At 64.5% G+C, this 22083-nt stretch carries 18 protein-coding genes and 1 pseudogene; 13 read left to right on the forward strand and 6 right to left on the reverse strand.

The window, feature by feature from the left end; genetic code table 11:
- Positions 1-22: 22 nt before the first annotated feature.
- A complete protein-coding gene (locus C0R07_RS09335; RefSeq protein ID WP_019184040.1) occupies positions 23-1192 on the reverse strand; it encodes a class I SAM-dependent rRNA methyltransferase in 1170 nt (389 codons plus the stop codon).
- Between the two features lie 414 nt (positions 1193-1606).
- Between C0R07_RS09335 and C0R07_RS09340 the strand changes: the two genes are divergently transcribed.
- Positions 1607-2566 carry a TerC family protein gene (locus tag C0R07_RS09340; protein ID WP_070474178.1) on the forward strand — a complete coding sequence of 320 codons (960 nt, stop codon included), beginning with the start codon at positions 1607-1609 and terminating at the stop codon, positions 2564-2566.
- A 97-nt stretch (positions 2567-2663) separates the two neighbouring features.
- On the forward strand, positions 2664-3446 hold the full coding sequence (locus tag C0R07_RS09345) for a rhomboid family intramembrane serine protease (protein ID WP_102788765.1): 783 nt from the start codon (positions 2664-2666) through the stop codon (positions 3444-3446).
- A 113-nt stretch (positions 3447-3559) separates the two neighbouring features.
- On the opposite strand, the gene C0R07_RS09350 is transcribed toward C0R07_RS09345, so the two are convergent.
- The 5 genes and pseudogenes from C0R07_RS09350 to rpmH form a co-directional block, all read right to left on the reverse strand.
- Entirely contained in the window at positions 3560-4612 is a 1053-nt protein-coding gene (locus tag C0R07_RS09350; protein ID WP_102788888.1) for a glycerophosphodiester phosphodiesterase, read from the reverse strand.
- A 134-nt stretch (positions 4613-4746) separates the two neighbouring features.
- Positions 4747-6090, reverse strand: a complete 1344-nt coding sequence (gene mnmE / locus C0R07_RS09355) for a tRNA uridine-5-carboxymethylaminomethyl(34) synthesis GTPase MnmE (RefSeq protein ID WP_070474182.1) — start codon at positions 6088-6090, stop codon at positions 4747-4749.
- A gap of 107 nt (positions 6091-6197) precedes the next feature.
- The gene (yidC, locus tag C0R07_RS09360; RefSeq protein WP_019184045.1) at positions 6198-7895 is read right to left on the reverse strand and encodes a membrane protein insertase YidC; all 1698 of its coding nucleotides are present in this window, start codon (positions 7893-7895) and stop codon (positions 6198-6200) included.
- Positions 7895-8331 (reverse strand): annotated as a pseudogene (rnpA, locus tag C0R07_RS09365) (ribonuclease P protein component). Before rnpA ends, yidC begins: the two are co-directional and overlap by 1 nt.
- Before the next feature lie 5 nt (positions 8332-8336).
- Positions 8337-8477 (reverse strand): 50S ribosomal protein L34, encoded by a 141-nt coding sequence (gene rpmH, locus C0R07_RS09370; RefSeq protein ID WP_006404565.1) that lies wholly within the window; start codon positions 8475-8477, stop codon positions 8337-8339.
- A gap of 253 nt (positions 8478-8730) precedes the next feature.
- On the opposite strand from rpmH, the gene dnaA reads away from it, so the two are divergent.
- The 11 genes from dnaA (at position 8731) to C0R07_RS09425 (ending at position 21991) form a co-directional block, all read left to right on the forward strand.
- The gene (gene dnaA / locus C0R07_RS09375; protein WP_046272260.1) at positions 8731-10065 is read left to right on the forward strand and encodes a chromosomal replication initiator protein DnaA; all 1335 of its coding nucleotides are present in this window, start codon (positions 8731-8733) and stop codon (positions 10063-10065) included.
- Between the two features lie 276 nt (positions 10066-10341).
- Positions 10342-11442, forward strand: coding sequence for a DNA polymerase III subunit beta (gene dnaN / locus C0R07_RS09380; protein ID WP_019184048.1), 1101 nt, complete (start codon positions 10342-10344; stop codon positions 11440-11442).
- 1182 nt (positions 11443-12624) lie between these two features.
- The gene (gene recF, locus C0R07_RS09385) at positions 12625-13722 is read left to right on the forward strand and encodes a DNA replication/repair protein RecF (RefSeq protein WP_070474184.1); all 1098 of its coding nucleotides are present in this window, start codon (positions 12625-12627) and stop codon (positions 13720-13722) included.
- A gap of 113 nt (positions 13723-13835) precedes the next feature.
- The gene (gene gyrB / locus C0R07_RS09390; RefSeq protein ID WP_070426277.1) at positions 13836-16295 is read left to right on the forward strand and encodes a DNA topoisomerase (ATP-hydrolyzing) subunit B; all 2460 of its coding nucleotides are present in this window, start codon (positions 13836-13838) and stop codon (positions 16293-16295) included.
- A gap of 67 nt (positions 16296-16362) precedes the next feature.
- Complete coding sequence (locus tag C0R07_RS09395) at positions 16363-17214, forward strand: CPBP family intramembrane glutamic endopeptidase (protein ID WP_102788766.1); 852 nt, start codon at positions 16363-16365, stop codon at positions 17212-17214.
- Positions 17215-17285: 71 nt separating this feature from the next.
- Positions 17286-18092 carry a M48 family metallopeptidase gene (locus C0R07_RS09400; RefSeq protein WP_102788767.1) on the forward strand — a complete coding sequence of 269 codons (807 nt, stop codon included), beginning with the start codon at positions 17286-17288 and terminating at the stop codon, positions 18090-18092.
- 142 nt (positions 18093-18234) lie between these two features.
- Positions 18235-19431 (forward strand): tetratricopeptide repeat protein, encoded by a 1197-nt coding sequence (locus C0R07_RS09405; protein WP_019184053.1) that lies wholly within the window; start codon positions 18235-18237, stop codon positions 19429-19431.
- 146 nt (positions 19432-19577) lie between these two features.
- Positions 19578-20246: an energy transducer TonB gene (locus C0R07_RS09410; protein ID WP_019184054.1), complete on the forward strand. Its 669-nt coding sequence runs from the start codon at positions 19578-19580 to the stop codon at positions 20244-20246.
- An 86-nt stretch (positions 20247-20332) separates the two neighbouring features.
- A complete protein-coding gene (exbB, locus tag C0R07_RS09415) occupies positions 20333-21091 on the forward strand; it encodes a TonB-system energizer ExbB (protein ID WP_019184055.1) in 759 nt (252 codons plus the stop codon).
- 57 nt (positions 21092-21148) lie between these two features.
- On the forward strand, positions 21149-21574 hold the full coding sequence (locus C0R07_RS09420; RefSeq protein ID WP_019184056.1) for an ExbD/TolR family protein: 426 nt from the start codon (positions 21149-21151) through the stop codon (positions 21572-21574).
- Between the two features lie 3 nt (positions 21575-21577).
- Entirely contained in the window at positions 21578-21991 is a 414-nt protein-coding gene (locus C0R07_RS09425; RefSeq protein WP_019184057.1) for an ExbD/TolR family protein, read from the forward strand.
- The last annotated feature ends 92 nt before the right edge of the window (positions 21992-22083 follow it).

The raw sequence follows: 22083 nt of genomic DNA on the forward strand, positions 1-22083 counted from the left end.
ACGGGTCTGGCCCGGACAGACCTCAATCCACCACGCGGCAGAACACGGCCTTGAGGTAGCGCGATTCCTGCACGTGGGCCATGAACGGATGGTCCGGACCGGCGCCAGCCACTTTCAGGATCTGGATGGTGCGGCCGGCGTAGAACGCGGCGCGGCGCAGCATGTCCAGGAACTGATCCTCGGCCACCAGGCCGGTGCAGGAGAACGTGGCGAGCAGTCCGCCGGGCTTGACCACGCCCAGCGCCAGCTTGTTCATGTCCAGGTACTTCTTCAACGCGGTGATGACCTGGTCGCGGTCGCGGGTCATCTTGGCCGGGTCGAGGATCACCACGTCGTACTGCTCACCCCGGTTGGACGCATCGCGCAGCCACGGGAAGATGTCGGACTGGATGAACTTCGGCCGCACGTTGTTGAGCTTGGCGTTGCCCTTGGCGATGGCGATCACGTCTTCATCGATATCGATGCCGACCACTTCGGCCGCACCGCGCGCAGCGGCATACACCGCAAAGCCACCGGTGTTGCAGCACAGGTCGAGCACGGTCTTGCCTTCCACCTGCTGGCTCAGCCACTGGCGGTTCTCGCGCTGGTCAGCGAAGAAACCGGTCTTGTGCGCACCGGCCGGGTCGGCGCGGAACTTCACGCCGTACTCGGTGATGACCGAGGCTTCGGTGGTGGTGTTGCCGTGGAAGTCGAAGCTTTCCTGCTTCTGCACGTGCTCGTCGGCAAAGCTGTGGAAACGGCAGCCCGGGAACTGTTCGCGCAGCGCCTCGTAGACCCATTCGCGGTGGCGGAACATGCCGGCGGCAAAGAACTCGACCACCACCAGGTCGCCATAGCGGTCCACGACCAGGCCGGACAGACCGTCGCCTTCGCTGTGGACCACGCGCCAGGCATCGGAGACCTGGTCCAGCTTGAGCACCTCACGACGCAGCGACACCGCCTGGGCGATCTTGCGCGAGAACCAGCCGGCGTCGACCGGGATGGCCTGATCGGTCTCCAGGATGCGCACGGCGATGCGCGAGTGACCGTTGTAGAAGCCACGCCCGATCCACTCGCCGTCCACGCCGACGACGTCGACGATGGCACCGGGTTTGGGACGGACGGCCGGCTTTTCGACCAGTTTCTGGAAGATCCACGGGTGGCTGGAGCGCCAGGCGTTCTTGAGGCGGACAACGGGGGCAGGGGTATTCATGGGCGTATTGTAAACGGGAAGCCTGCAGCCCTCGGCGCTGGGAGCGACGCCGCTGGCGCTCTGGTGGTGACGGCCGCTGGCCGTCAGCGCGGTAGACCCGGCCGCTACGTGGTTGACGGCCAGCGGCCGTCACTACCGGTTGGGGCGTTTCGTTCAGCCGCACCGGGGCATGGAAAGGATTTGACGCCGGCCCCGGCACCCCGCAGAATCGGCCCCAGAAGGGGAGTAGCTCCCAGACGTTGTCGCCGTCAATTCGAGCCCGCAGGCTCCGGTGCAACGGCAGTCCCACCCATCGGGACTGCGAGCGAGACCTTCGCCGTATGGCGAAGCTCTGTCCCTGGATCCCCCCGATCCTCCGTTGCAGATCCTCGCCGTCCGGCTTGAGGCAATCTATTTTTCCAACGGATAAACCCAATGCAGACGATCGGTAATGTGTGGTTGTGGGGCGGCTTCGGCGCGGTGGTGATCATCGCGCTGCTGGTCGACCTCGTCTTGATGCGACACGGCGGCCCCCACAAGGTCACCTTCAAGGAGGCCCTGTGGTGGTCCATCGGCTGGGTCGCCCTGGCCCTGGCCTTCAACGGTGGCCTCTGGTATTACCTGAACGAGACTGCCGGCCAGGTGGTGGCCAACAAGGTCGGCCTGGAGTTCCTGACCGGTTACCTGGTCGAGAAAGCCCTGGCGGTGGACAACATCTTCGTGTTCCTGATGATCATGGGCTACTTCGCAGTGCCCGAGGAACAGCGTCAGAAGGTATTGATCATCGGGATCCTGGGCGCGATCGTGCTGCGTACGATCATGATCTTCGCCGGCAGCGTGCTGCTGACCAAGTTCCACTGGCTGCTCTACGTGTTCGGTGCATTCCTGCTCTTCACCGGTTGGAAGATGTGGTTCTCGGCCGGCAGCGAGCCGGATCTTGAGACCAACCCCGCCCTGCGCTGGATGCGCAAGCACCTGCGCCTGCTGCCCGACTATGCCGGCAACGCCATGAGCGTCATGCGCGATGGCAAGCGCTGGTTCACGCCGCTGTTCGTGGTGCTGATCCTGATCGCGGTCACCGACGTGATCTTCGCGGTGGACAGCATCCCGGCGATCTTTGCCATCACCACCGACCCGTTCATCGTGCTGACCTCCAACGTCTTCGCGGTGCTGGGCCTGCGCGCGATGTTCTTTCTGCTGGCCGGCATGGCCGATCGCTTCCACCTGTTGCCGTACGGCCTGGCCCTGGTGCTGGCCTTCATCGGCATCAAGATGATGCTGATCGACCTCTTCAAGATCCCCACCCCGATCTCGCTGGGCGTGGTGGCGGTCATCATCGCCGCGACCGTGGTGTTGAGCCTGAAGAACCCGCCGAAAGAAGGCGGCCACGCCTGACCGACCGTGCCGCCTGCGGGATTGTCCCGCAGGCGGTACCTCTCTCTCCCACGACGTTGCCCTTGTGTTCATCCGGGGCGACGCCATCCCTAAGGGTATGAACGCCAACCTGCCCCAGCCCACCGGCGCGCCGCCGGTTCCGTCCCGCAACGACCGTGGTGGTGTACTGCGGGCGTTCAACCTGAGCCTGGCCTTCGTGGTGCTGCTGGTCGCGGTGTATACCGCCCAGGGCCACTTCGACTGGCGTCCGTGGGCCGTGGCCCCGCTGGACAAGGCCGGCCTGCTCGGCATTCTCGGTGCACCGCTGCTGCACGGCTCGATCCAGCATCTGGGTGCCAACGCGGCAGCCCTGCTGATCCTCGGCACCCTGGCCGGCAGCGTGTATCCCAACGCAACGCTGCGCGCGCTGCCCCTGCTGTGGCTCGGCTCGGGCCTGGGTGCCTGGTTGCTCGGCGATCTGGGCAGCCGCCATCTGGGCGCCAGTGGCATCACCCACGGCCTGATGTTCCTGGTGTTCGTGCTCGGCCTGCTGCGCCGCGACCGGCCAGCGATCGCTGCCGGGCTGATCGCCTTCCTGTTCTACGGCAGCATGCTGCTCACCATCCTGCCGCACGAGCCGGGCGTGTCCTGGCAATCGCATATGGGCGGTGCCTTCGCCGGCATCATCAGCGCGCTGCTGTTCCGCCTCTCCGACCCGATGGCGCCGCGCAAACGCTACAGCTGGGAAGATGAGGAAGAGGACGACATCGAGGCGGCGCGCGACGCCGATCTGGAGCCGCCCTCCCCGACCCGCGTGCCGGTGCTGTGGCAACCACGCGAGGGCCGCGACTTCGTGGTGCTGCCGTTCCGGCGGCGCGATGAAGGGTCATCGCTGGATTGACCGGCGACGCCACCTGATGGCATGCCGGGGTAGAGCCACGCCATGCGTGGCTGCCGTGCGCCGGACATTCCGATATCGCGCCGATCACGAGCGTACCGACCAACGGTCGGTACCTACCGGCTCGCCGGTGCGCCATCCCCATCCACCGCACGCCTGCCCAGCGCCGGGTCATCGGTGAAGAAGGCATCGATGCCGGTGGCCAGATAGGCCCGCATCTCGGCGACCGAACCTTCCGCGTTGCGGGCATTCGGCTCGCCGCTGCGGAACTCCGCGGCCTGGAAGTAGTTTTCCGGCCGGAACGTATACGGCACCACCATCAAGCCGGCCGCATGCGCATCACGCACCAGGGAAGTCGGGGTGCCGAGCTTCCCCTGCGCGTCCAGCGGAATGACCATGCGCAGGCTTGGGCCGATGCCGTCGGCGTAGGTGGCCACGTCGCGCAGCCCGGCCGGGGTGATCAGGTCGGCATAGCGCTGGCTGCCCTTGGCCGCGAGTACATCACCGGGCTGCTGCTTGGGATCGCCGAGCAGCTGCAGCAGGCGGATATTGCTGTCGCGGCCGAGCTTACCGCGCAGGTAACGCAGGTTGCCCACCTCGAACGACTGGATCGTCACTGGCGCCACGCGCGTGTAGGCGTTGCCCTGCAGCGCGGCGACCACCTTGTCTTCCATCGGCAGGCCGATGCGCGTGAAGTAGGTGCCGTGCTTGATCTCCGGTACCAGCCCGATGCCGCGGTTGGCGCGGCCGGCCTGCTGCACCAGGAAAGCGATGATCTCGTCCAGCGTGGCGATGCGGAACTGGCCGTCGAACGCGGTGCTGCGCAGCTGCGGCAGGCGCTCGCGGGCGTACAGGGTTTTCAGTTCGGCGAGGGTGAAGTCTTCGGTGAACCAGCCTTCGATGCGTTCGCCATCGATGGTCTTGACCGCCTTGCGGCTGGCGAACTCGGGGTGCGCGGCCACATCGGTGGTGCCGCTGATCTCGTTCTCGTGGCGCGACACCAGCACACCGTCCTTGGTCATCACCAGGTCCGGCTCGATGTAGTCGGCGCCGTCGGCGATGGCCTGCGCATAGGCGGCAAGCGTGTGCTCGGGCAGCAGCGCACTGGCGCCGCGGTGGCCGTAGACGGCGGCCTTGGCCGGCGTAGGGGAAGACGATTCAGCGCTCATGGCCACCGATGGTGCCACGGCCAGCGACACCAGCAACACACATCCCCACAACGGCTTGGACACTTCAGATTCCTGTCGATAAAGAACCGGGTCAGTCTGCTGCAGGGGTGTGACAACGCGAAGAAAGGCGCCGCCTACTTCCCGATGCAGAAGCTGGAGAAAATGCGCCCGAGCAGATCATCGGCGCTCATCCGCCCGGTGATCTCGCCCAGCGCCTCATGCGCCAGGCGCAGTTCCTCGGCGGCCAGCTCCAGGTGCTCGTGGACCAGCTCCGATTCGGCGCGTTCGGCATGGCCGATGGCCTGGCTGATCGCTTCCACATGGCGGGCACGCGCGGAGAACTCGCCGTCCACGCTGTCGCCGGCACTGCCGCTGGCCAGCGCGCGCAGGCGCGCGTGCAGCTGATCCAGGCCGAGGCCGGTGGCGGCTGAGACATGCACCACGTCCGCAGCGGCGTCAGACGGAATCGCGTCCAGCAGATCGCTCTTGTTGTGGATCCACAGCTGCTGCGGCACCTCGGCGATGCTGTCGCCCACCGCGTCGCGGCCCGCCTGCGGGTCGCGCGCATCGACCACCACGATGGCCAGGTCGGTGCGCTGCATTTCCTCGCGCGCCCGGCGCATGCCTTCGCGCTCGATGGCATCCCCGCCTTCGCGCAGGCCGGCGGTGTCGACCAGGGTCAGTTCCAGCCCATCGATACGGATGGTTTCGCGCAGGGTGTCGCGGGTGGTGCCGGCGATGTCGGTGACGATCGCCCGCTCGCTGCCGGCCAACGCGTTGAGCAGCGAGCTCTTGCCGGCGTTCGGCGGGCCCACCAGAACCGCGTGCAGACCATCGCGCAGCTTGCGCCCGCGTTCGGCATCGTCGCGCAGCCGGATCAGTGCCTGCAGCGCGGTGACCAGACCGCTGCGCACCTGGGCGCCGCCGAGGGTATCCAGGGGTTCGTCGGCGAAATCGATCGCCGCTTCCACGTGGATCCGCAGCAGAACAAGCTGTTCTGCGACCTCGTCCACGCGGCGCGAGAACACGCCATCCAGCGAGCGGCGTGCCGCGCGCGCTGCGCGGGTATCGCTGGCGGCGATCAGGTCGGCGATCGCCTCGGCCTGGGCCAGGTCGAGCTTGCCGTTGAGGAAGGCGCGCTCGCTGAATTCACCGGGCCGCGCCTGCCGCGCGCCCAAGGCGATGCAACGCGCGACCAGCTGCTGCAGCACCACCGGGCTGCCATGTCCCTGCAGCTCCACCACTTCTTCGCCGGTGAAGCTGTTCGGGGCCGGGAACCACAGCGCGATGCCGTCGTCGATCACCTCGCCGGCCGCATCGCGCAAGCGCGCGTAGTGCGCATGCCGTGGCTGCATCGCGCGCACGCCGATCGCCTCGGCGATGGGCCGCGCCTGCGGGCCGGACAGCCGCAGCATGCCGACGCCGCCCGCGCCGGGCGCGGTGGCGATGGCCACGATGGTGTCGGGGGCATGGGTCATGTCGGGCTCACTGCGGCGTGCGGGGAATCAGGGGGCATTCTACGGACCGCAGGATGCGCGGGCCGCAGATGCAGGAAACCCGCCTTGCGGCGGGTCTCCTGTGCAGCTTACTTCTTGGCGGTGACGACCGGCAGCGGGTCGCTGCCGTGGCGCTTGGTCATCCACCACTGCTGGAGCAGGCCCAGGCCGCCGTTGACGACCCAGTACAGCACCAGACCGGACGGCATGAAGGCCATCATGACGCCGAACACCAGCGGCATCAGCTGCATCATCTTGGCCTGCATCGGGTCCATGCCCGGCGCCGGGGTCAGCTTCTGCGTGGCCCACATCACCGCCACGTTGATCACCGGCAGGATGAAGTACGGGTCACGTGCGGTCAGATCCTGGATCCAGCCCAGCCAGGGGGCCTGGCGCAGTTCCACCGATTCCACCAGCACCCAGTACAGCGCGAAGAAGATCGGCATCTGGATGAGGATCGGCAGACAGCCGCCCATCGGGTTGATCTTCTCTTTCTTGTACAGCTCCATCATCGCGGTCTGGAACTTCTGGCGGTCATCGCCATAGCGTTCCTTGAGCTGCGCGATGCGCGGCTGGAAGCGACGCATCTTGGCACCGGACTTGTACTGCACGGCCGAGAGCGGATACAGCACCAGCTTCAGCAGCACCACCAGGCCGACGATGGCCCAGCCCCAGTTGTCGACCACCTTGTGAACCTGGTTCAACACCCAGAACAGGCCCTGGCCGATGATCGCCATCAGCGAGAAGCGGCTGTAGTCGACCACGCGGTCCAGGCCCTTCACGTCTTCCTTGGCGATCAGGTTGACCAGCTTCGGGCCGACCCACAGGCGGGCTTCGGTGCTGACCTGCTGGCCCGGGGCCACGGTGAAGGCCGGGCCGCGCGCTTCGATCTGGTCACGGCCATTGTTCTGCGCCAGCGAGTACTGCGCGGCCTGGTCGGCCTGCGGAATCCACGCGGTGAAGAAGTGGTGCTGCAGCATCGCCAGCCAGCCGCCGGTGATGGTGCGGTTGAGGTGGCCGTCGTCCAGGTAATCCTTGAACGCGCGACGCTCGTAACCGTCCTGCGGGCTGAACCAGGTCGCGCCGTTGAAGCTGAACGAGTCCGGGTTGGTCATGCTGCGCGAGAGGATGGTCGGGGTGCGGTCCAGGGTGCGGAACACGTAGCCGCTCCACGGGGCGCTGCCGCCGTTGACGACTTCATCCTTGACCGTGATCGCGTACTCGTTGCGACCCAGCGAGTAGGTGCGGCGGATGGTCACGCCGTTCGGGCCGGTCCATTCGAACGGCACGGTGACCTCGTCCTGGCCCTTGGCCAGCACGAAGTCGTGGTTGTCGCCGACCAGCTTGAAGCCGTTGGCGGCCGGCACCGGCATGGTCTTGTCTTCACTGATCCAGCCACTGACCGCGCGGTACGGGTGGGTGGCTTCTTCGGTCAGCAGGCGGACCGGCGGGCTGCCTTCTTCCTTGGTCTGCGGGAACTGCAGCAGTTCGGCGTCCAGCACCGTGCCACCGTCCAGCACCAGACGCAGCACGTCGGTGGTGATGGTCACGCGGGCCGGGCCGGCCTCGGTCTGTGCGGCCGGCTGTGCCGCCGGCAGGGAACCGTCAGCCTGGGGCACGGGTGCACCGGGAATGCTGCCGGCAGCCGCACCCGGCACGCTGGCCTGGGTGGTCTGGGCGGCCACGGCCGGGGTCGGCGGCGCGGCTTTGTCGCGACCCCACTCCATCCACAGCAACACGGCCACCATCAGCCAGGCAAAAATCAGGAAAACGCGGGTCTGGTTCATCAGCGTGCAGGCTCGACGGGGCCGGCACGCAATGCCGGCTCGGACTGGGAAAGGGGTACAACGCCCAGGGGCGGCGGCATTGTGCCGTCCGCGCCCGGCATGGGCAATGCGCCAAGGCGGCGCAGCGGGCAACGACGACGTAATCGCCGGCACTCATCCACGGCCGTAGGTGGCGTGTGGCATCGCGCAGCACACGCTTTACTCGGTTGCGACCCACGGCTCGGGGATCGACTTTGCGCGACACCGCAAGACCCAACCTGGCTGGCGTATCGCTCTTCAGCCAGTGCAGGGTCATCAGCGGATCGGACACACGGCGGGCGCCGTTGAAGACCGTTGTATATTCGGCACGCGTACGAACCCGCGCAGAGCGAGGAAATCGCTTGCGCGGGTCGGAACTGCTCACAGTCAGGATTGCGTCTGCCGCGGAAAGCGGCATTGCAATCAAGCGCTCAGGACTTTACGGCCCTTGGCGCGGCGACGCGACAGGATCTTGCGGCCGTCAGCGGTCTTCATACGGGCACGGAAGCCATGGTCGCGCTTACGCTTGAGGTTGCTGGGTTGGAAAGTGCGCTTGGTGGCCATGCGGGCCTCTATATGAAGGGGACGGAAAGAACCGGAAATTCTATAGACCTCATCGAGGTCCCGTCAAGTGTCTGTCACTACGGGAATTCACCGGGCTGTGCAATAGCTGTGGATCGTTTTGTGAATAACTTTGGGACAACCATTCCCGGCCCCCCTCGTCGGTGGTAGTCTGCGCCATCCATTCTTCCCCCCTTCCGGCCTGCGGTGCGGCGCTTTTGTTCGCCTATCCGCTAGCCCCAGACGATTATTGCCGATGGATGCCTGGTCTCGTTCCCTCGAACGCCTCGAAGCAGAGTTTCCGCCCGAGGATGTTCACACCTGGTTGAAGCCGCTGCAGGCAGATCTGCGCGCGGACAGCCTGGTGCTTTATGCGCCGAACGCCTTCATCGTCGACCAGGTGCGCGAGCTGTATCTGCCGCGCATCAAGGAACTGCTGGCGCACTTCGCCGGTTTCGGCGACGTTTTTCTTGAAATCGGCTCGCGTCCGCGCCCGGTGGAGGCGCAGATCGCGCCGATTCCGGGCCTGTCCGCACCGGCGGCACCGGCCGAGCCCCTGGTGCCGTTCGCCGGCAACATGGATTCGCACTACACCTTCGCCAACTTCGTGGAGGGCCGCAGCAACCAGCTGGGCCTGGCCGCGGCGTTCCAGGCGGCGCAGAAGCCGGGCGACCGGGCCCACAACCCGTTGCTGCTGTACGGCGGAACCGGCCTGGGCAAGACCCACCTGATGTTCGCGGCAGGCAATGCGATGCGTCAGGCCAACCCGGCGGCCAAGGTGCTGTACCTGCGTTCGGAACAGTTCTTCAGCGCGATGATCCGTGCGCTGCAGGAAAAAACCATGGACCAGTTCAAGCGCCAGTTCCAGCAGGTGGACGCGCTGCTGATCGATGACATCCAGTTCTTCGCCGGCAAGGACCGTACCCAGGAAGAGTTCTTCCATACGTTCAACGCCCTGTTCGACGGCAAGCAGCAGATCATCCTGACCTGCGACCGGTACCCGCGCGAAGTCGAAGGCCTGGAAGCACGGCTGAAGTCGCGACTGGCCTGGGGCCTGTCGGTGGCGATCGAGCCGCCGGACTTCGAGACGCGTGCAGCGATCGTGCTGGCCAAGGCCCGCGAGCGTGGCACCGATATCCCCGACGATGTGGCGTTTCTGATTGCCAAGAAGATGCGCTCCAATGTCCGCGACCTCGAAGGTGCGTTGAATACCCTGGCCGCACGCGCCAATTTCACCGGCCGTGCGATCACCACTGATTTCGCCCAGGAAACCCTGCGCGACCTGCTTCGCGCCCAGCAGCAGGCGATCAGCATTCCCAACATCCAGAAAACCGTGGCCGACTACTACGGGCTGCAGATCAAGGATCTGCTCTCCAAGCGTCGGACCCGCTCGCTGGCCCGTCCCCGTCAGGTCGCCATGGCCCTGACCAAGGAACTGACCGAGCACAGCCTGCCGGAAATCGGCGACGCCTTTGCCGGCCGGGACCACACCACGGTGCTGCATGCCTGCCGGCAGATCCGGACGTTGATGGAAGCCGACGGCAAGTTGCGGGAAGACTGGGACAAGCTGATCCGGAAGTTGAGCGAATGATGCATGTACGCCGCTAAGGCGTCATCGCATAAAACGGTGCAGAATCCGGTAGTAAGCGAGGTATAGGTTGTGGATAAAAAAGCCGCTCGATTCGGCGGTAAAGTTATCCACACCTTTCCCCACCCCTTGGGGGCTAGTAATGCAGAGGGTTTCGAGATCAAAAAACCTTTTGTTTACAAAGGCTTAGTCGTGTTTTCCCGCGATTCTGGCCCTACCAGCACCACCAAGCTTTTGATTTATTCCACATTTTTTTAAAGCATAGGGGCACGGAACCACATGCGTTTCACACTGCAGCGCGAAGCCTTTCTCAAGCCGTTGGCACAAGTCGTCAACGTGGTCGAACGCCGCCAGACCCTGCCGGTTCTGGCTAATTTCCTGGTTCAGGTCCAGAACGGACAGCTGTCGCTGACCGGCACGGACCTGGAAGTGGAAATGGTGTCGCGGATCGCGGTGGAAGATGCCCAGGACGGCGAGACCACCATCCCCGCCCGCAAGCTGTTCGAGATCATCCGTGCCCTGCCCGACGGCAGCCGGATCACCGTCTCGCAGACCGGTGACAAGATCACCGTGCAGGCCGGGCGCAGCCGCTTCACCCTGGCAACGTTGCCGGCCAACGACTTCCCGTCTGTCGACGAAGTCGAAGCCACCGAGCGCGTGGCCATCGGCGAAGCGACCCTGAAGGAGCTGATCGAACGCACCGCGTTCGCGATGGCCCAGCAGGACGTGCGCTACTACCTCAACGGCCTGTTGTTCGACCTGCGTGGCGATGCCCTGCGTACCGTGGCGACCGATGGTCACCGCCTGGCGCTGTGCGAAACCGAGCTGGAAAAGGCCAGCGGTGCCAAGCGGCAGATCATCGTGCCACGCAAGGGCGTGACCGAGCTGCAGCGCCTGCTGGAAAGCGGTGATCGCGAGATCGAGCTGGAAGTCGGCCGCAGCCACGTGCGCGTCAAGCGCGACGATGTGACCTTCACCTCAAAGCTGATCGACGGTCGCTTCCCGGATTACGAGGCTGTCATCCCGATCGGTGCTGATCGCGAAGTGAAGGTCGATCGCGAAGCCCTGCGTGCCTCGCTGCAGCGTGCTGCGATTCTGTCCAACGAGAAGTACCGCGGTATCCGCGTGGAAGTCTCGCCGGGCAACCTGAAAATCAGCGCGCACAACCCGGAGCAGGAAGAAGCCCAGGAAGAGATCGAGGCAGATACCACGGTCAGCGACCTGGCCATCGGCTTCAACGTGAACTACCTGCTGGACGCCCTGTCGGCACTGCGCGACGAGCACGTCGTGATCCAGCTGCGTGATTCGAACTCCTCTGCCCTGGTCCGCGAGGCCAGCAGTGAGAAGTCGCGTCATGTGGTGATGCCGCTGCGTCTCTGACATGGCGCGCTGGTTCCACGTGGAACCGAGTTGTTTGAGAGGCCCGGCACTGCCGGGTTTCTTTTTGGGCTCAAGAAGCGATGTTCCACGTGGAGCATCGTCGTAGCGTTGAACCTTTGGAGATGCTTGGTTCGTCTGCCCGTCTGCTTGCCTGACCGGGTATCCGCACACGCAGGCCTGCTGCATGGGTAGGCGGTGAACGCCGATGTCCATGGTTACCGGCCACGTGGACCAAGCTCGCCACCGGTACACGCGATTCGCATCCCCGCTGCGCTCACAAACCAGTGGCGGTCTTGCGATGGGGTGATCGTTCTCGAACGCAGGTGCAAAAGTGGCTCGGTAGCGCCGCCCGCCGCCAATCTCGCGAATCCTGTTAAGCCGCCACTGCGAGCCAGGACAGATTTCTCTTCCGATCTGGAGCGCCGCGACGAGCCGGCTTTCCGCCGCTGAATCACAGCTCTATGCTTTTAAAAACTGTATATAAATCTAAAGCTAGGTGGTGGTGGTAGGGCCAGATTTGGTTGAAAAGTAGGTTAAGTGGTTGGTTGCAAAGGGAATTAGGGCCTCGAAACCCCCGGTAAAACAGGGCCTGAGCCTGGGGGTGATCCTGTGGATATCTTTAAGGCCTGTTCCAGGGCCTCTTTTTATCCACAGATTGCCCTTAGGTTGTGCATAACTCATACATGGGGGATGTGGACAGTCTCGTTTGGGTCTGCGCGAGCGTCCTTCATTTCTGACGGGGTGCGCTTCGGCGACGCGCGCAGAATTCAAACAATCCCGCTCGGACGTACTGATCGGGCTGCTGGGCGCCCTGGAAAACGCCGCGGATTTCTTGAAATCTGCAGCACCATGGGCCTGGACGAGCCTCAGAATTAAAGAAATTGAGCGCGTTCTTGAGCCTCCGGGTGGAGGTCGACGGGCATGTTCCACGTGGCACGGCACGCCTGAGTGAGTCCCCTACGCCGCCTCGTCCGCCTTGCACTGCCCTGCTCCACATCGGGCAGTGGGGTTCGCCATCGTCCGCCGGGGCCCGGCACTTCCTAACGCGGGTGGGTGAAACGCCGGGGACTGTACGGCGGCGCACTTCCAGGGCTGCTTGCACCACGTGGAACCAGGGCAATGCAGTAAGCTGATCGATTCCCCGCTACCCCTCTGCCGCCCGGCGCGGCGTCGATCTTCCGCATGCATATCCGCCGTCTCTCCCTGCATCAGGTTCGCCGCTTCGATACCGTCGAACTCGCGCCGAAACCGGGCATCAATCTGATCACCGGCGACAATGGCGCCGGAAAGACCAGTGTCCTGGAGGCGCTGCATGTCATGGCGTACGGGCGCAGTTTCCGTGGCCGGGTACGGGATGGGCTGGTGCGCCAGGGCCGGGAGGCGCTGGATGTCTTTGTCGAATGGGATGAGCAGCGCGAAGGCGCCGAAACCCCGACGCGGCGCAAGGCCGGGCTCCGCCACAGTGGGCAGGAATGGAAAGGCCGACTGGACGGCGAGGATGTCGCCCAGCTCGGCACCCTCTGCGCGGCGCTGGCGGTGGTGACCTTCGAGCCTGGTAGCCACGCGCTGGTCAGTGGCGGCGGAGAGCCTCGTCGGCGGTTCCTCGATTGGGGGTTGTTCCACGTGGAACCAGACTTCATGGGGCTGTGGCGGCGGTACTCGCGAGCCCTCAAGCAGCGCAACGCCCTGCTCAAGCAGGGCGGCCATGCGCACGCCCTGGATGCCTGGGATCGAGAGCTCGCCGAAGCCGGCGAACCGCTGACCACCCGTCGGCAGCACTACCTGGAGCGGTTGCAGGAACGCACCGTGGAACTGGCCGCCGTCCTGGCCCCCAATCTGGGCATCCAGTCGCTGAGCTTGAGCCCAGGGTGGCGCAAGCAGGAGGTTTCACTCTCCGATGCCCTGCTTCTGGCCCGGGAACGTGACCGGATGGCCGGCTATACCTCGGTCGGTCCACACCGGGCCGACTGGAGCGTCGGATTCGAGACCATTCCCGGCCGGGATGCACTCTCGCGGGGGCAGGCGAAACTGACGGCCCTCACCTGCCTGCTGGCACAGGCCGAAGACTACGCTGAGCAGCGCGGCGAATGGCCGGTCATCGCATTGGACGACCTGTCTTCGGAGTTGGATCGACACCACCAGGCACGGGTGCTGGAGCGCTTGAAGGCCGGCCCGGCGCAGATCTTCATCACCGCCACTGAAGTTCCGGCGGCACTGATCGACGCGACAGATATCACGCGGTTCCACGTGGAACATGGACAGGTCCAGCCTGTGCCATAGTGGTCCCCCAGGGGCCACGGTGCCCGGCTGGTATAATTGCTGTTGCAACCCCTTATTACTCGGCGCCCCGCCTCACCGCGGCGGACCGACCTGCGGAGCCTACGGCAAGCGCAATGACTGAAGAACAGAACATCCCCGCAAACAGCGGCAACTACGACGCCAACAGCATCACCGCCCTGGAAGGCCTCGAGGCTGTCCGCAAGCGTCCTGGTATGTACATCGGCGACGTCCATGACGGCACCGGTCTGCACCACATGGTGTTCGAGGTCGTCGACAACTCCATCGACGAAGCCTTGGCCGGCCACGCCGACCACGTGTCGGTGATGATCCACGCAGACGGTTCGGTCTCGGTGTCGGACAACGGGCGCGGCATCCCGACCGGCAAGCACGAGCAGATGAGCAAGAAGCTCGATCGCGAAGTCTCCGCCGCCGAAGTCGTGATGACGGTCCTGCACGCCGGTGGCAAGTTCGATGACAACAGCTACAAGGTGTCTGGCGGCCTCCACGGCGTGGGCGTCAGCGTGGTCAATGCGCTCTCGCAGAAGTTGCTGCTGGATATCTACCAGGGCGGCTTCCACTACCAGCAGGAATTCGCTGACGGTGCTGCGGTCAACTCGCTCAAGCAGGTTGAAGCCAGCACCAAGCGCGGTACCACCCTGCGCTTCTGGCCGTCGGTGAAGGCGTTCCACGACAACGTCGAGTTCCACTACGACATCCTGGCCCGCCGCCTGCGTGAGCTGTCTTTCCTTAATTCCGGCGTCAAGATCGTGCTGGTGGACGAGCGCGGCGACGGCCGGCGCGACGATTTCCATTACGAAGGCGGCATCCGCAGCTTCGTGGAGCATCTGGCGCAGTTGAAGACGCCGCTGCACCCGAACGTGATCTCCGTCACCGGTGAGTCCAACGGGATCGTCGTGGACGTGGCGCTGCAGTGGACCGATTCCTACCAGGAAACGATGTACTGCTTCACCAACAACATCCCGCAGAAGGATGGCGGTACCCACCTCGCCGGTTTCCGTGGTGCGCTGACCCGTGTGCTCAACAATTACATCGAGCAGAACGGCATCGCCAAGCAGGCCAAGATCAACCTGACCGGCGATGACATGCGCGAAGGCATGATCGCGGTGCTGTCGGTGAAGGTGCCCGACCCGAGCTTCTCCAGCCAGACCAAGGAAAAGCTGGTCAGCTCGGACGTGCGCCCGGCGGTGGAAAGTGCCTTCGGTGCGCGCCTGGAAGAATTCCTGCAGGAAAACCCCAACGAAGCCAAGGCGATCGCCGGCAAGATCGTGGACGCGGCGCGTGCACGTGAAGCGGCCCGCAAGGCGCGCGATCTGACCCGCCGCAAGGGCGCGCTGGATATCGCCGGCCTGCCGGGCAAGCTGGCCGACTGCCAGGAAAAAGATCCGGCGCTGTCCGAACTGTTCATCGTCGAGGGTGACTCGGCAGGTGGCTCGGCCAAGCAGGGCCGCAACCGCAAGAACCAGGCCGTCCTGCCGCTGCGCGGCAAGATCCTCAACGTGGAACGCGCCCGCTTCGACCGCATGCTCGCCTCGGACCAGGTCGGTACGCTGATCACCGCGCTGGGCACCGGCATCGGCCGGGACGAGTACAACCCGGACAAGCTGCGCTACCACCGCATCATCATCATGACCGACGCCGACGTCGACGGCGCGCACATCCGTACGCTGCTGTTGACCTTCTTCTACCGTCAGATGCCGGAGCTGATCGAGCGTGGCCACATCTACATCGGCCTGCCGCCGCTGTACAAGATCAAGCAGGGCAAGCAGGAGCTGTACCTGAAGGATGACCCGGCGCTGGATGCGTACCTGGCCAGCAGCGCGGTGGAAAATGCCTCGTTGATCCCGGCCGAGAGCGAACCCGGCATCGAAGGCGTGGCGCTGGAGAAGCTGCTGCTTTCCTACGCCTCGGCGCAGGAAACCATCGCGCGCAACAGCCATCGTTATGACCGCCAGGTGCTGGAAGCGCTGATCGATTTCACGCCGATGGATCTGGAACACCTGCGCAAGGCAGGCGCAGACGAGGGCCTGGCCGCGCTGGCCACCCGCCTCAACCAGGGCAGCCTCGGTTCGCCGCGCTATACGCTGGAACTGCAGGAACCCACCGACGAACGTCCGGCAGCCGTGCTGGTCACGCGTCGCCACATGGGCGAACAGCTGATCCAGGTGCTGCCGCTGGCCGCATTCGAGACCGGCGAACTGCGTGCCCTGCACCAGTCCTCCCTGCTCCTCCACGGCCTGGTCCGTGCCGGTGCGAAGATCAGCCGCGGTGCCAAATCGGCCGAGGTCGGCAGCTTCGCCGAGGCACGCAACTGGCTGCTGGATGAAGCCAAGAAGGGCCGCCAGATCCAGCGATTCAAGGGTCTGGGTGAAATGAATCCCGAGCAGCTCTGGGACACCACGGTCAATCCTGACACCCGCCGCCTGCTCCAGGTGCGGATCGAGGATGCCGTGGCTGCCGACCAGATCTTCAGCACGCTGATGGGCGACGTGGTCGAACCGCGCCGCGACTTCATCGAAGACAATGCGCTGAAGGTCGCCAACCTGGATATCTGACACAATCGGGGCAAGGCCGGCCGGGGGCGACCCTGGCCGGCCATCGCCCCCCGATGCCAGGAATCCGATGTCCGTTACCCCCCCGGCGTCCATGACGCCTCCGCTGCCTCCCGCTGTTCCACCATCACCGCGCAGGCCGGGTTCTCCGCTTGCAGGGTTCTTCATCGATCTGGGCATCGGCGTGGCGGTGCTGCTCTCGCTCAGTCTGATCAGCGGTTTGGCCTGGGGGCTCTACCGCGGTGCGATCGTCGGTTACCAGGCGGCGCGCGACGGTGCGGATGCGTCCGCCGTCGCAGGTCTTGCCCAGCAGCTCGGACAACCCGGTGCCCTCGCCCAGATCCTGATGGCGCTGGTCGCCACCGGTGGCGCGGCACTGGTGCTGTATTTCTTCCGTCGTCGGGCCACGCCCGCCGAACGGGCGCTGTCGTTCCAGGCCGCCCGTCGCCCTTCCATCTGGGGGTGGACACTGCTGGTCGCCACCGGGGTGATCGTCGGCAGCAATCTGATCGCGTGGCTGGCCAAACAGGGCGGTATCGAGCCGGTGCCGACCAACCTGGCGCTGATGGAACAGGCGATGACGCGCTTCCCCTGGTTCCTGGCGCTGTTTGCCGTGGTGCTTGCTCCGGCCTATGAGGAACTGCTGTTCCGCCGGGTGCTGTTCGGTCGCCTGTGGCAGGCCGGCCGGCCGCTGCTGGGCATGTTGCTGAGCAGCCTGGCCTTCGCCCTGGTGCATGAAATTCCCGGTACCAGCGCCAACGGCCCATGGGAAATCGCCCAGCTGTGGCTGGTCTATGGCGGCATGGGCGCCGCCTTCGCCTGGCTCTACCAGCGCACCGGCACCTTGTGGGCGCCGATCGCCGCGCATGCGTTGAACAACGGCATTGCCCTGGCCGCCCTGATGTTCCTGGGCATCCAATAACGACCATGCGGCTTGACGAAAATTTACGTCGCCACGTTCCACACTGCGCATATGAACACGGGGGATCGCACATGAAACCAGTGCTGTTGGGAATTGCCATCGCCATGCTGGTGAGCGCGTGCGCCACCACCACCTCACCCACCGGCCGCCGCCAGATGGTGGGCGGGGTATCGCAGGCCGAGCTGGACCAGCTGGGCGCGCAGGCGTTTACCGAGACCAAGTCCAAAGGTACGTTGAGCACCGACCCGAAGCAGAACGCCTACGTCCAGTGCGTGGTGAATGCGCTGGTCGCTGAGCTTCCCGCACAGTACCGTGGCGTACGGTGGGAGACGGCTCTGATGGTCGACAAGGAACCCAACGCGTTCGCTTTGCCCGGCGGCAAGGTCGGGGTCAATACCGGCATCTTCACCGTCGCCAAGAACCAGGATCAGCTGGCCGCCGTCATCGGCCACGAGATCGGGCACGTGATCTCCCGCCACCACGAAGAACGCATCACGCGCCAGATGGGTGCGCAGACCGGGCTGTCGGTCCTCGGCGCGCTGGCAGGCGCGGCCTACGGCGAGGGCGCGGCCAGTACCGTCAGCCAGCTCGGCGGCGCCGGTGCCCAGGCGGCCTTCCTCCTGCCAGGCTCGCGGACCCAGGAAAGCGAGGCCGATATCGTCGGCCAGCGCCTGATGGCCGAGGCCGGTTTCAACCCGGCCCAAGCGGTCGATCTGTGGCAGAACATGATGGCTGCCAGCGGCGGCCGGTCACCGCAGTGGCTGTCCACCCACCCCGATCCGGCCAACCGCATCCGGGAATTGCAGCGAGACGCGCCCTCCCTGAGTGGTGTATACCAACAAGCCCAGGCGGACGGGCGTCGTCCGAAGTGTGGCTGACGCGCCCGTATGCGACCAAAAGATGCTGTATTGCAGCATCGGAAACGATTTCTCACGCCATCAGTTTCTGATACGTTTGGCGGCTCAGATTTTTCTGACAGTCCGTTTTGATGCCGCTGCGGCGGTTCGATCGAGGTGAAAGATGATTTTCAGCAACCACAAGCAAGCCGTCCTTTCCGTCCTCATCGCGACCGCTGTAAGTGGCGCCATGATCACCGATGCCTTCGCCCAGGCCCGCTCGTCGGAGCGTGGCGCGCGTGGTGGGAAGAAGCAGGCCAAGGCCGAAGTGCTCTACCCGAACGCGACCCGCCAGGAGCCGGAGCAGAAGTCCTCGGCCAAGGTCGGCCCGAAGCTGCAGAAAATGATTGACAGCTACAACGACCAGAAGTTCCCGGAGACGCGCGCGCAGGCCGACGAAATCCTGGCCAATCCCGCCGCCAACACCTACGACAAGTCGCTCGCCGCGCAGCTCGCCTCGCAGGCGGCCTACCAGCTGGACGACGTCGCCTCGGCCAAGAAGTACCTCGAGCAGGTGCTGCAGCTCGGCGGCCTGGACAACAACGGCCATTACCAGTCGATGCTGATGCTGGGTCAGCTGCAGCTGCAGGACGACCAGATCAACGAAGGCCTGGCGACCTTGGACAAGTACTTCGCCGAGACCAAGTCGAACAAGCCCGAAGAGCTGATCGCCAAGGGCCAGGCGCTGTACCAGGCCGAGCGCTATGCCGAGGCCATCCCGGTGCTGCAGCAGGCCATCGCCGGCTCGCCCGAGCCGAAGGACAACTGGAACCAGTTGCTGATGGCCGCCATGGCCGAAGCCGGCCAGACCGGCGAAGCGGTCAAGCAGGCTGAAACGCTGGCTGCCAAGAACCCGAACGACAAGAAGGCCCAGCTGAACCTGGCCAGCATGTACATGCAGGCCGACCAGATGGACAAGGCCGGCGCGGTCATGGCCAAGCTGTACGCAGCCGGCCAGCTGACCGACGAGCGCGAGTACAAGCAGCTGTACTCGATCTACGCCAACAGCGAGAACAAAGAAAAGGACGTCATTGCCGTTATCAATGATGGCCTGCAGAAAAACATCCTGAAGCCGGATTATCAGGTATACCTGGCACTGGCCCAGGCGTACTACTACTCCGAGCCGCAGCAGGCGGACAAGGCGATCGAGGCGTGGCAGAAGGCTGCCCCGCTTTCCAAGGATGGCGAGACCTACCTGAATCTGGCACGCGTGCTGCATTCGGAAGGTCGCATTCCGGAGGCCAAGCAGGCCGCCCAGCAAGCGCTGGCGAAGGGTGTGAAGAACCAGGCGGATGCGAAGAAAATCATCAACCTGAAGTAAGTAGGAATAACGCCTGAATGCCTGCACAAGTGATGCGCAGGCGCTCAGGATTGGTATAAGCTTGGAGGTTCCTGCGGTGTCATGCACCGCTGATCATGGGCTACCTGTCCCCGGGTATCCCGGCCCCACTAATGAGCTCTTGGCGCATGACGGAACAACTAGTCGTTCACAGGTACGAACAACGCGATGACACCGGCCTCTCCTGGCCGCGTATCGTGGGTATCGCTTTTGTAATCGCACTGCATCTCGCCGCCTTCATGATGCTTCTGATCCCGGCTGTGGCTCCCAAGGCCGTCGCGGAGAAAGAACGCAACATCATGGTGACCCTGGTCGACGCTCCGCCGCCGCCCCCACCGCCGCCGCCGCCGCCGCCGCCGGATGACACTCCGCCGCCGCCGGTCAAGAACCTGTCGCCGCCGAAGCCGTCCCCGGTTCCGCCGCCGCCGCAGGCTCCTGTGGTCGATATCCCGGACCCGCGTCCGACCGACATCGTCACGCCGCCTTCGCCGCCGTCGCCGCCGCAGCCGCCGAGCACCATTGAGGCAAGCGTCGACATCTCGTCGAAGAACATGAACCCCCCGCGTTACCCGCCGGCCGCGTTCCGTGCTGGTATCCAGGGTGAAGTCATCCTGATCATTGACGTCGATGCCAATGGCAACGTCACCAATGTGTCGGTCGAGAAGTCCAGCCGTAACCGTGACCTTGACCGCGCCGCCATGGAAGCAGCTCGCAAGTGGAGCTTCCGTTCCGCGGAATCGGGCGGGAAGAAGGTCGCAGGTCGCGTTCGCGTCCCGGTCAACTTTGCGCTGAACTGATAGTGGCCGGTGGCCCGCCGGCCACCGCCTCTAGCGGTTATTTCTAGCAATACCCTTTATCACCACACACAACAAAGGTAAGCGTCATGCTGCAGGAACTTTTCATCGCCGCTGCTGCCGGGGGCAACTCCAACGCCCTGTCGCAGATGGGCTTCGAGCACCTGATCCACGAGATGACCACCCAGCCGGGTGACTTCGCCGTCTCCTGGGTCGTGCTGCTGACCCTGATCATCATGTCGGCCATGTCCTGGTACTGGACCGTCATCAACATCTTCCGCGCCACCCGTCTGAAGGCTGCTGCCGACAAGGTCGTGAGCCTGTTCTGGGATACCCCGAACGCCCAGGACGCCATCCGCGCGATGGAAGAACAGCCGGCTTCGGAGCCCTTCTCCAAGATCGCTCTGGACGCTGCACAGGCTGCTGCGCACCACCAGCGTTCGGAAGGCGGCACCTCCGGTGGCCTGGGTGAGAACCTGAGCCGTTCGGAGTTCGTCGATCGCGCCCTGCGTCAGGCCGTGACCCGCGAAAGCAACAACCTGCAGTCGGGCATGACCCTGCTGGCCACCGTCGGCGCAACCGCTCCGTTCGTGGGTCTGCTGGGTACCGTGTGGGGCATCTACGGCGCGCTGATCAAGATCGGTGCCACCGGTTCCGCCTCGATCGACGCCGTTGCCGGCCCGGTGGGTGAAGCACTGATCATGACCGCCATCGGTCTGTTCGTGGCTATCCCGGCCGTGTTCGCCTTCAACTTCTTCAGCAAGATCAACAGCGCCACGATCAGCAAGTTCGATACGTTCGCTCACGACCTGCACGACTTCTTCGCCACCGGTTCGCGCGTTCGCTAATAGCGACGCGCGTCACCCAGCGAGAACGTAGTCAACACGATCTAGACGGAGCCCGTTATGGCTTTCAGTAGTGGTAACAGCGGCGGCCCCATGGCCGACATCAACGTTACGCCCCTCGTGGACGTGATGCTGGTGCTGCTGATCATCTTCATCATCACGGCGCCCCTGATGTCCCACAAGGTCAAGGTGGATCTGCCTGAGGCCAACCTGGTGCAGAATCCGGAAGACGCTGAGAAGCGTTCGAGCCCGATCACCTTGGCAGTCAAGGAAGACGGCTCGATCTACTGGAACGACGAGGAAATCGACAAGCAGACGCTCGAGTCGCGCTTGGCGACCGCCGCCCAGCAGACCCCGCAGCCGCCCCTCAACCTGCGTGGTGATCGCACCACCAAGATGCGCGTCATCAACGAGATGACGAAGATCGCGCAGGAACAGGGCATGCTCGACGTTGGCTTCGTCGCCACCAAAGAGAAGGGGCAGTAAGCCATGGCGTTCAGTACTGGTGGTAACAAAGGCCCCATGGCCGACATCAACGTCACGCCCCTCGTGGACGTGATGCTGGTGCTGCTGATCATCTTCATCGTCACCGCGCCGATCATGACGTACCCGATCGCCGTTGACCTGCCGCAGCGCGTGCTCAACCCACCGCCGGTGACTGTCGAACCGCCGCCGCCGATCGAGCTGAAGGTGGACGCCAGCAACCAGGTGTCGTGGAACAACAGCCCCGTGGCTGTGAGCGAACTGCAGCAGCGTATGGAGCAGGAAGTGCAGCGTGATCCGACCAACCAGCCGGAACTGCGCATCGATGCCAGCCCGGACTCCGAGTACGACGTGATGGCCAAGGTGTTGGCTGCCGCGAAGAATGCTCAGATGAAGAAGATCGGCTTCGTACAGCAGTAATACGCAAGACGCAGTCATGACGCGACTGGAAAACGCCCCTGGAAACAGGGGCGTTTTTTTTGTGCCACCGCCCGTGGATACGCGCCAGCGCC

Origin of the sequence: Stenotrophomonas bentonitica, from assembly GCF_002887735.1 — a bacterium.
GTDB classification, from domain to species: domain Bacteria; phylum Pseudomonadota; class Gammaproteobacteria; order Xanthomonadales; family Xanthomonadaceae; genus Stenotrophomonas; species Stenotrophomonas bentonitica_A.

Excerpts from the sequence above, each read along its gene's own strand:
- C0R07_RS09335 (WP_019184040.1), bottom strand. The coding sequence starts at position 1,192 with ATGAATACCCCTGCCCCCGTTGTCCGCCTCAAGAACGCCTGGCGCTCC.
- C0R07_RS09340 (WP_070474178.1), top strand. The coding sequence starts at position 1,607 with ATGCAGACGATCGGTAATGTGTGGTTGTGGGGCGGCTTCGGCGCGGTG.
- C0R07_RS09345 (WP_102788765.1), top strand. The coding sequence starts at position 2,664 with ATGAACGCCAACCTGCCCCAGCCCACCGGCGCGCCGCCGGTTCCGTCC.
- C0R07_RS09350 (WP_102788888.1), bottom strand. The coding sequence starts at position 4,612 with ATGAGCGCTGAATCGTCTTCCCCTACGCCGGCCAAGGCCGCCGTCTAC.
- mnmE (WP_070474182.1), bottom strand. The coding sequence starts at position 6,090 with ATGACCCATGCCCCCGACACCATCGTGGCCATCGCCACCGCGCCCGGC.
- yidC (WP_019184045.1), bottom strand. The coding sequence starts at position 7,895 with ATGAACCAGACCCGCGTTTTCCTGATTTTTGCCTGGCTGATGGTGGCC.
- rpmH (WP_006404565.1), bottom strand. The coding sequence starts at position 8,477 with ATGGCCACCAAGCGCACTTTCCAACCCAGCAACCTCAAGCGTAAGCGC.
- dnaA (WP_046272260.1), top strand. The coding sequence starts at position 8,731 with ATGGATGCCTGGTCTCGTTCCCTCGAACGCCTCGAAGCAGAGTTTCCG.
- dnaN (WP_019184048.1), top strand. The coding sequence starts at position 10,342 with ATGCGTTTCACACTGCAGCGCGAAGCCTTTCTCAAGCCGTTGGCACAA.
- recF (WP_070474184.1), top strand. The coding sequence starts at position 12,625 with ATGCATATCCGCCGTCTCTCCCTGCATCAGGTTCGCCGCTTCGATACC.
- gyrB (WP_070426277.1), top strand. The coding sequence starts at position 13,836 with ATGACTGAAGAACAGAACATCCCCGCAAACAGCGGCAACTACGACGCC.
- C0R07_RS09395 (WP_102788766.1), top strand. The coding sequence starts at position 16,363 with ATGTCCGTTACCCCCCCGGCGTCCATGACGCCTCCGCTGCCTCCCGCT.
- C0R07_RS09400 (WP_102788767.1), top strand. The coding sequence starts at position 17,286 with ATGAAACCAGTGCTGTTGGGAATTGCCATCGCCATGCTGGTGAGCGCG.
- C0R07_RS09405 (WP_019184053.1), top strand. The coding sequence starts at position 18,235 with ATGATTTTCAGCAACCACAAGCAAGCCGTCCTTTCCGTCCTCATCGCG.
- C0R07_RS09410 (WP_019184054.1), top strand. The coding sequence starts at position 19,578 with ATGACGGAACAACTAGTCGTTCACAGGTACGAACAACGCGATGACACC.
- exbB (WP_019184055.1), top strand. The coding sequence starts at position 20,333 with ATGCTGCAGGAACTTTTCATCGCCGCTGCTGCCGGGGGCAACTCCAAC.
- C0R07_RS09420 (WP_019184056.1), top strand. The coding sequence starts at position 21,149 with ATGGCTTTCAGTAGTGGTAACAGCGGCGGCCCCATGGCCGACATCAAC.
- C0R07_RS09425 (WP_019184057.1), top strand. The coding sequence starts at position 21,578 with ATGGCGTTCAGTACTGGTGGTAACAAAGGCCCCATGGCCGACATCAAC.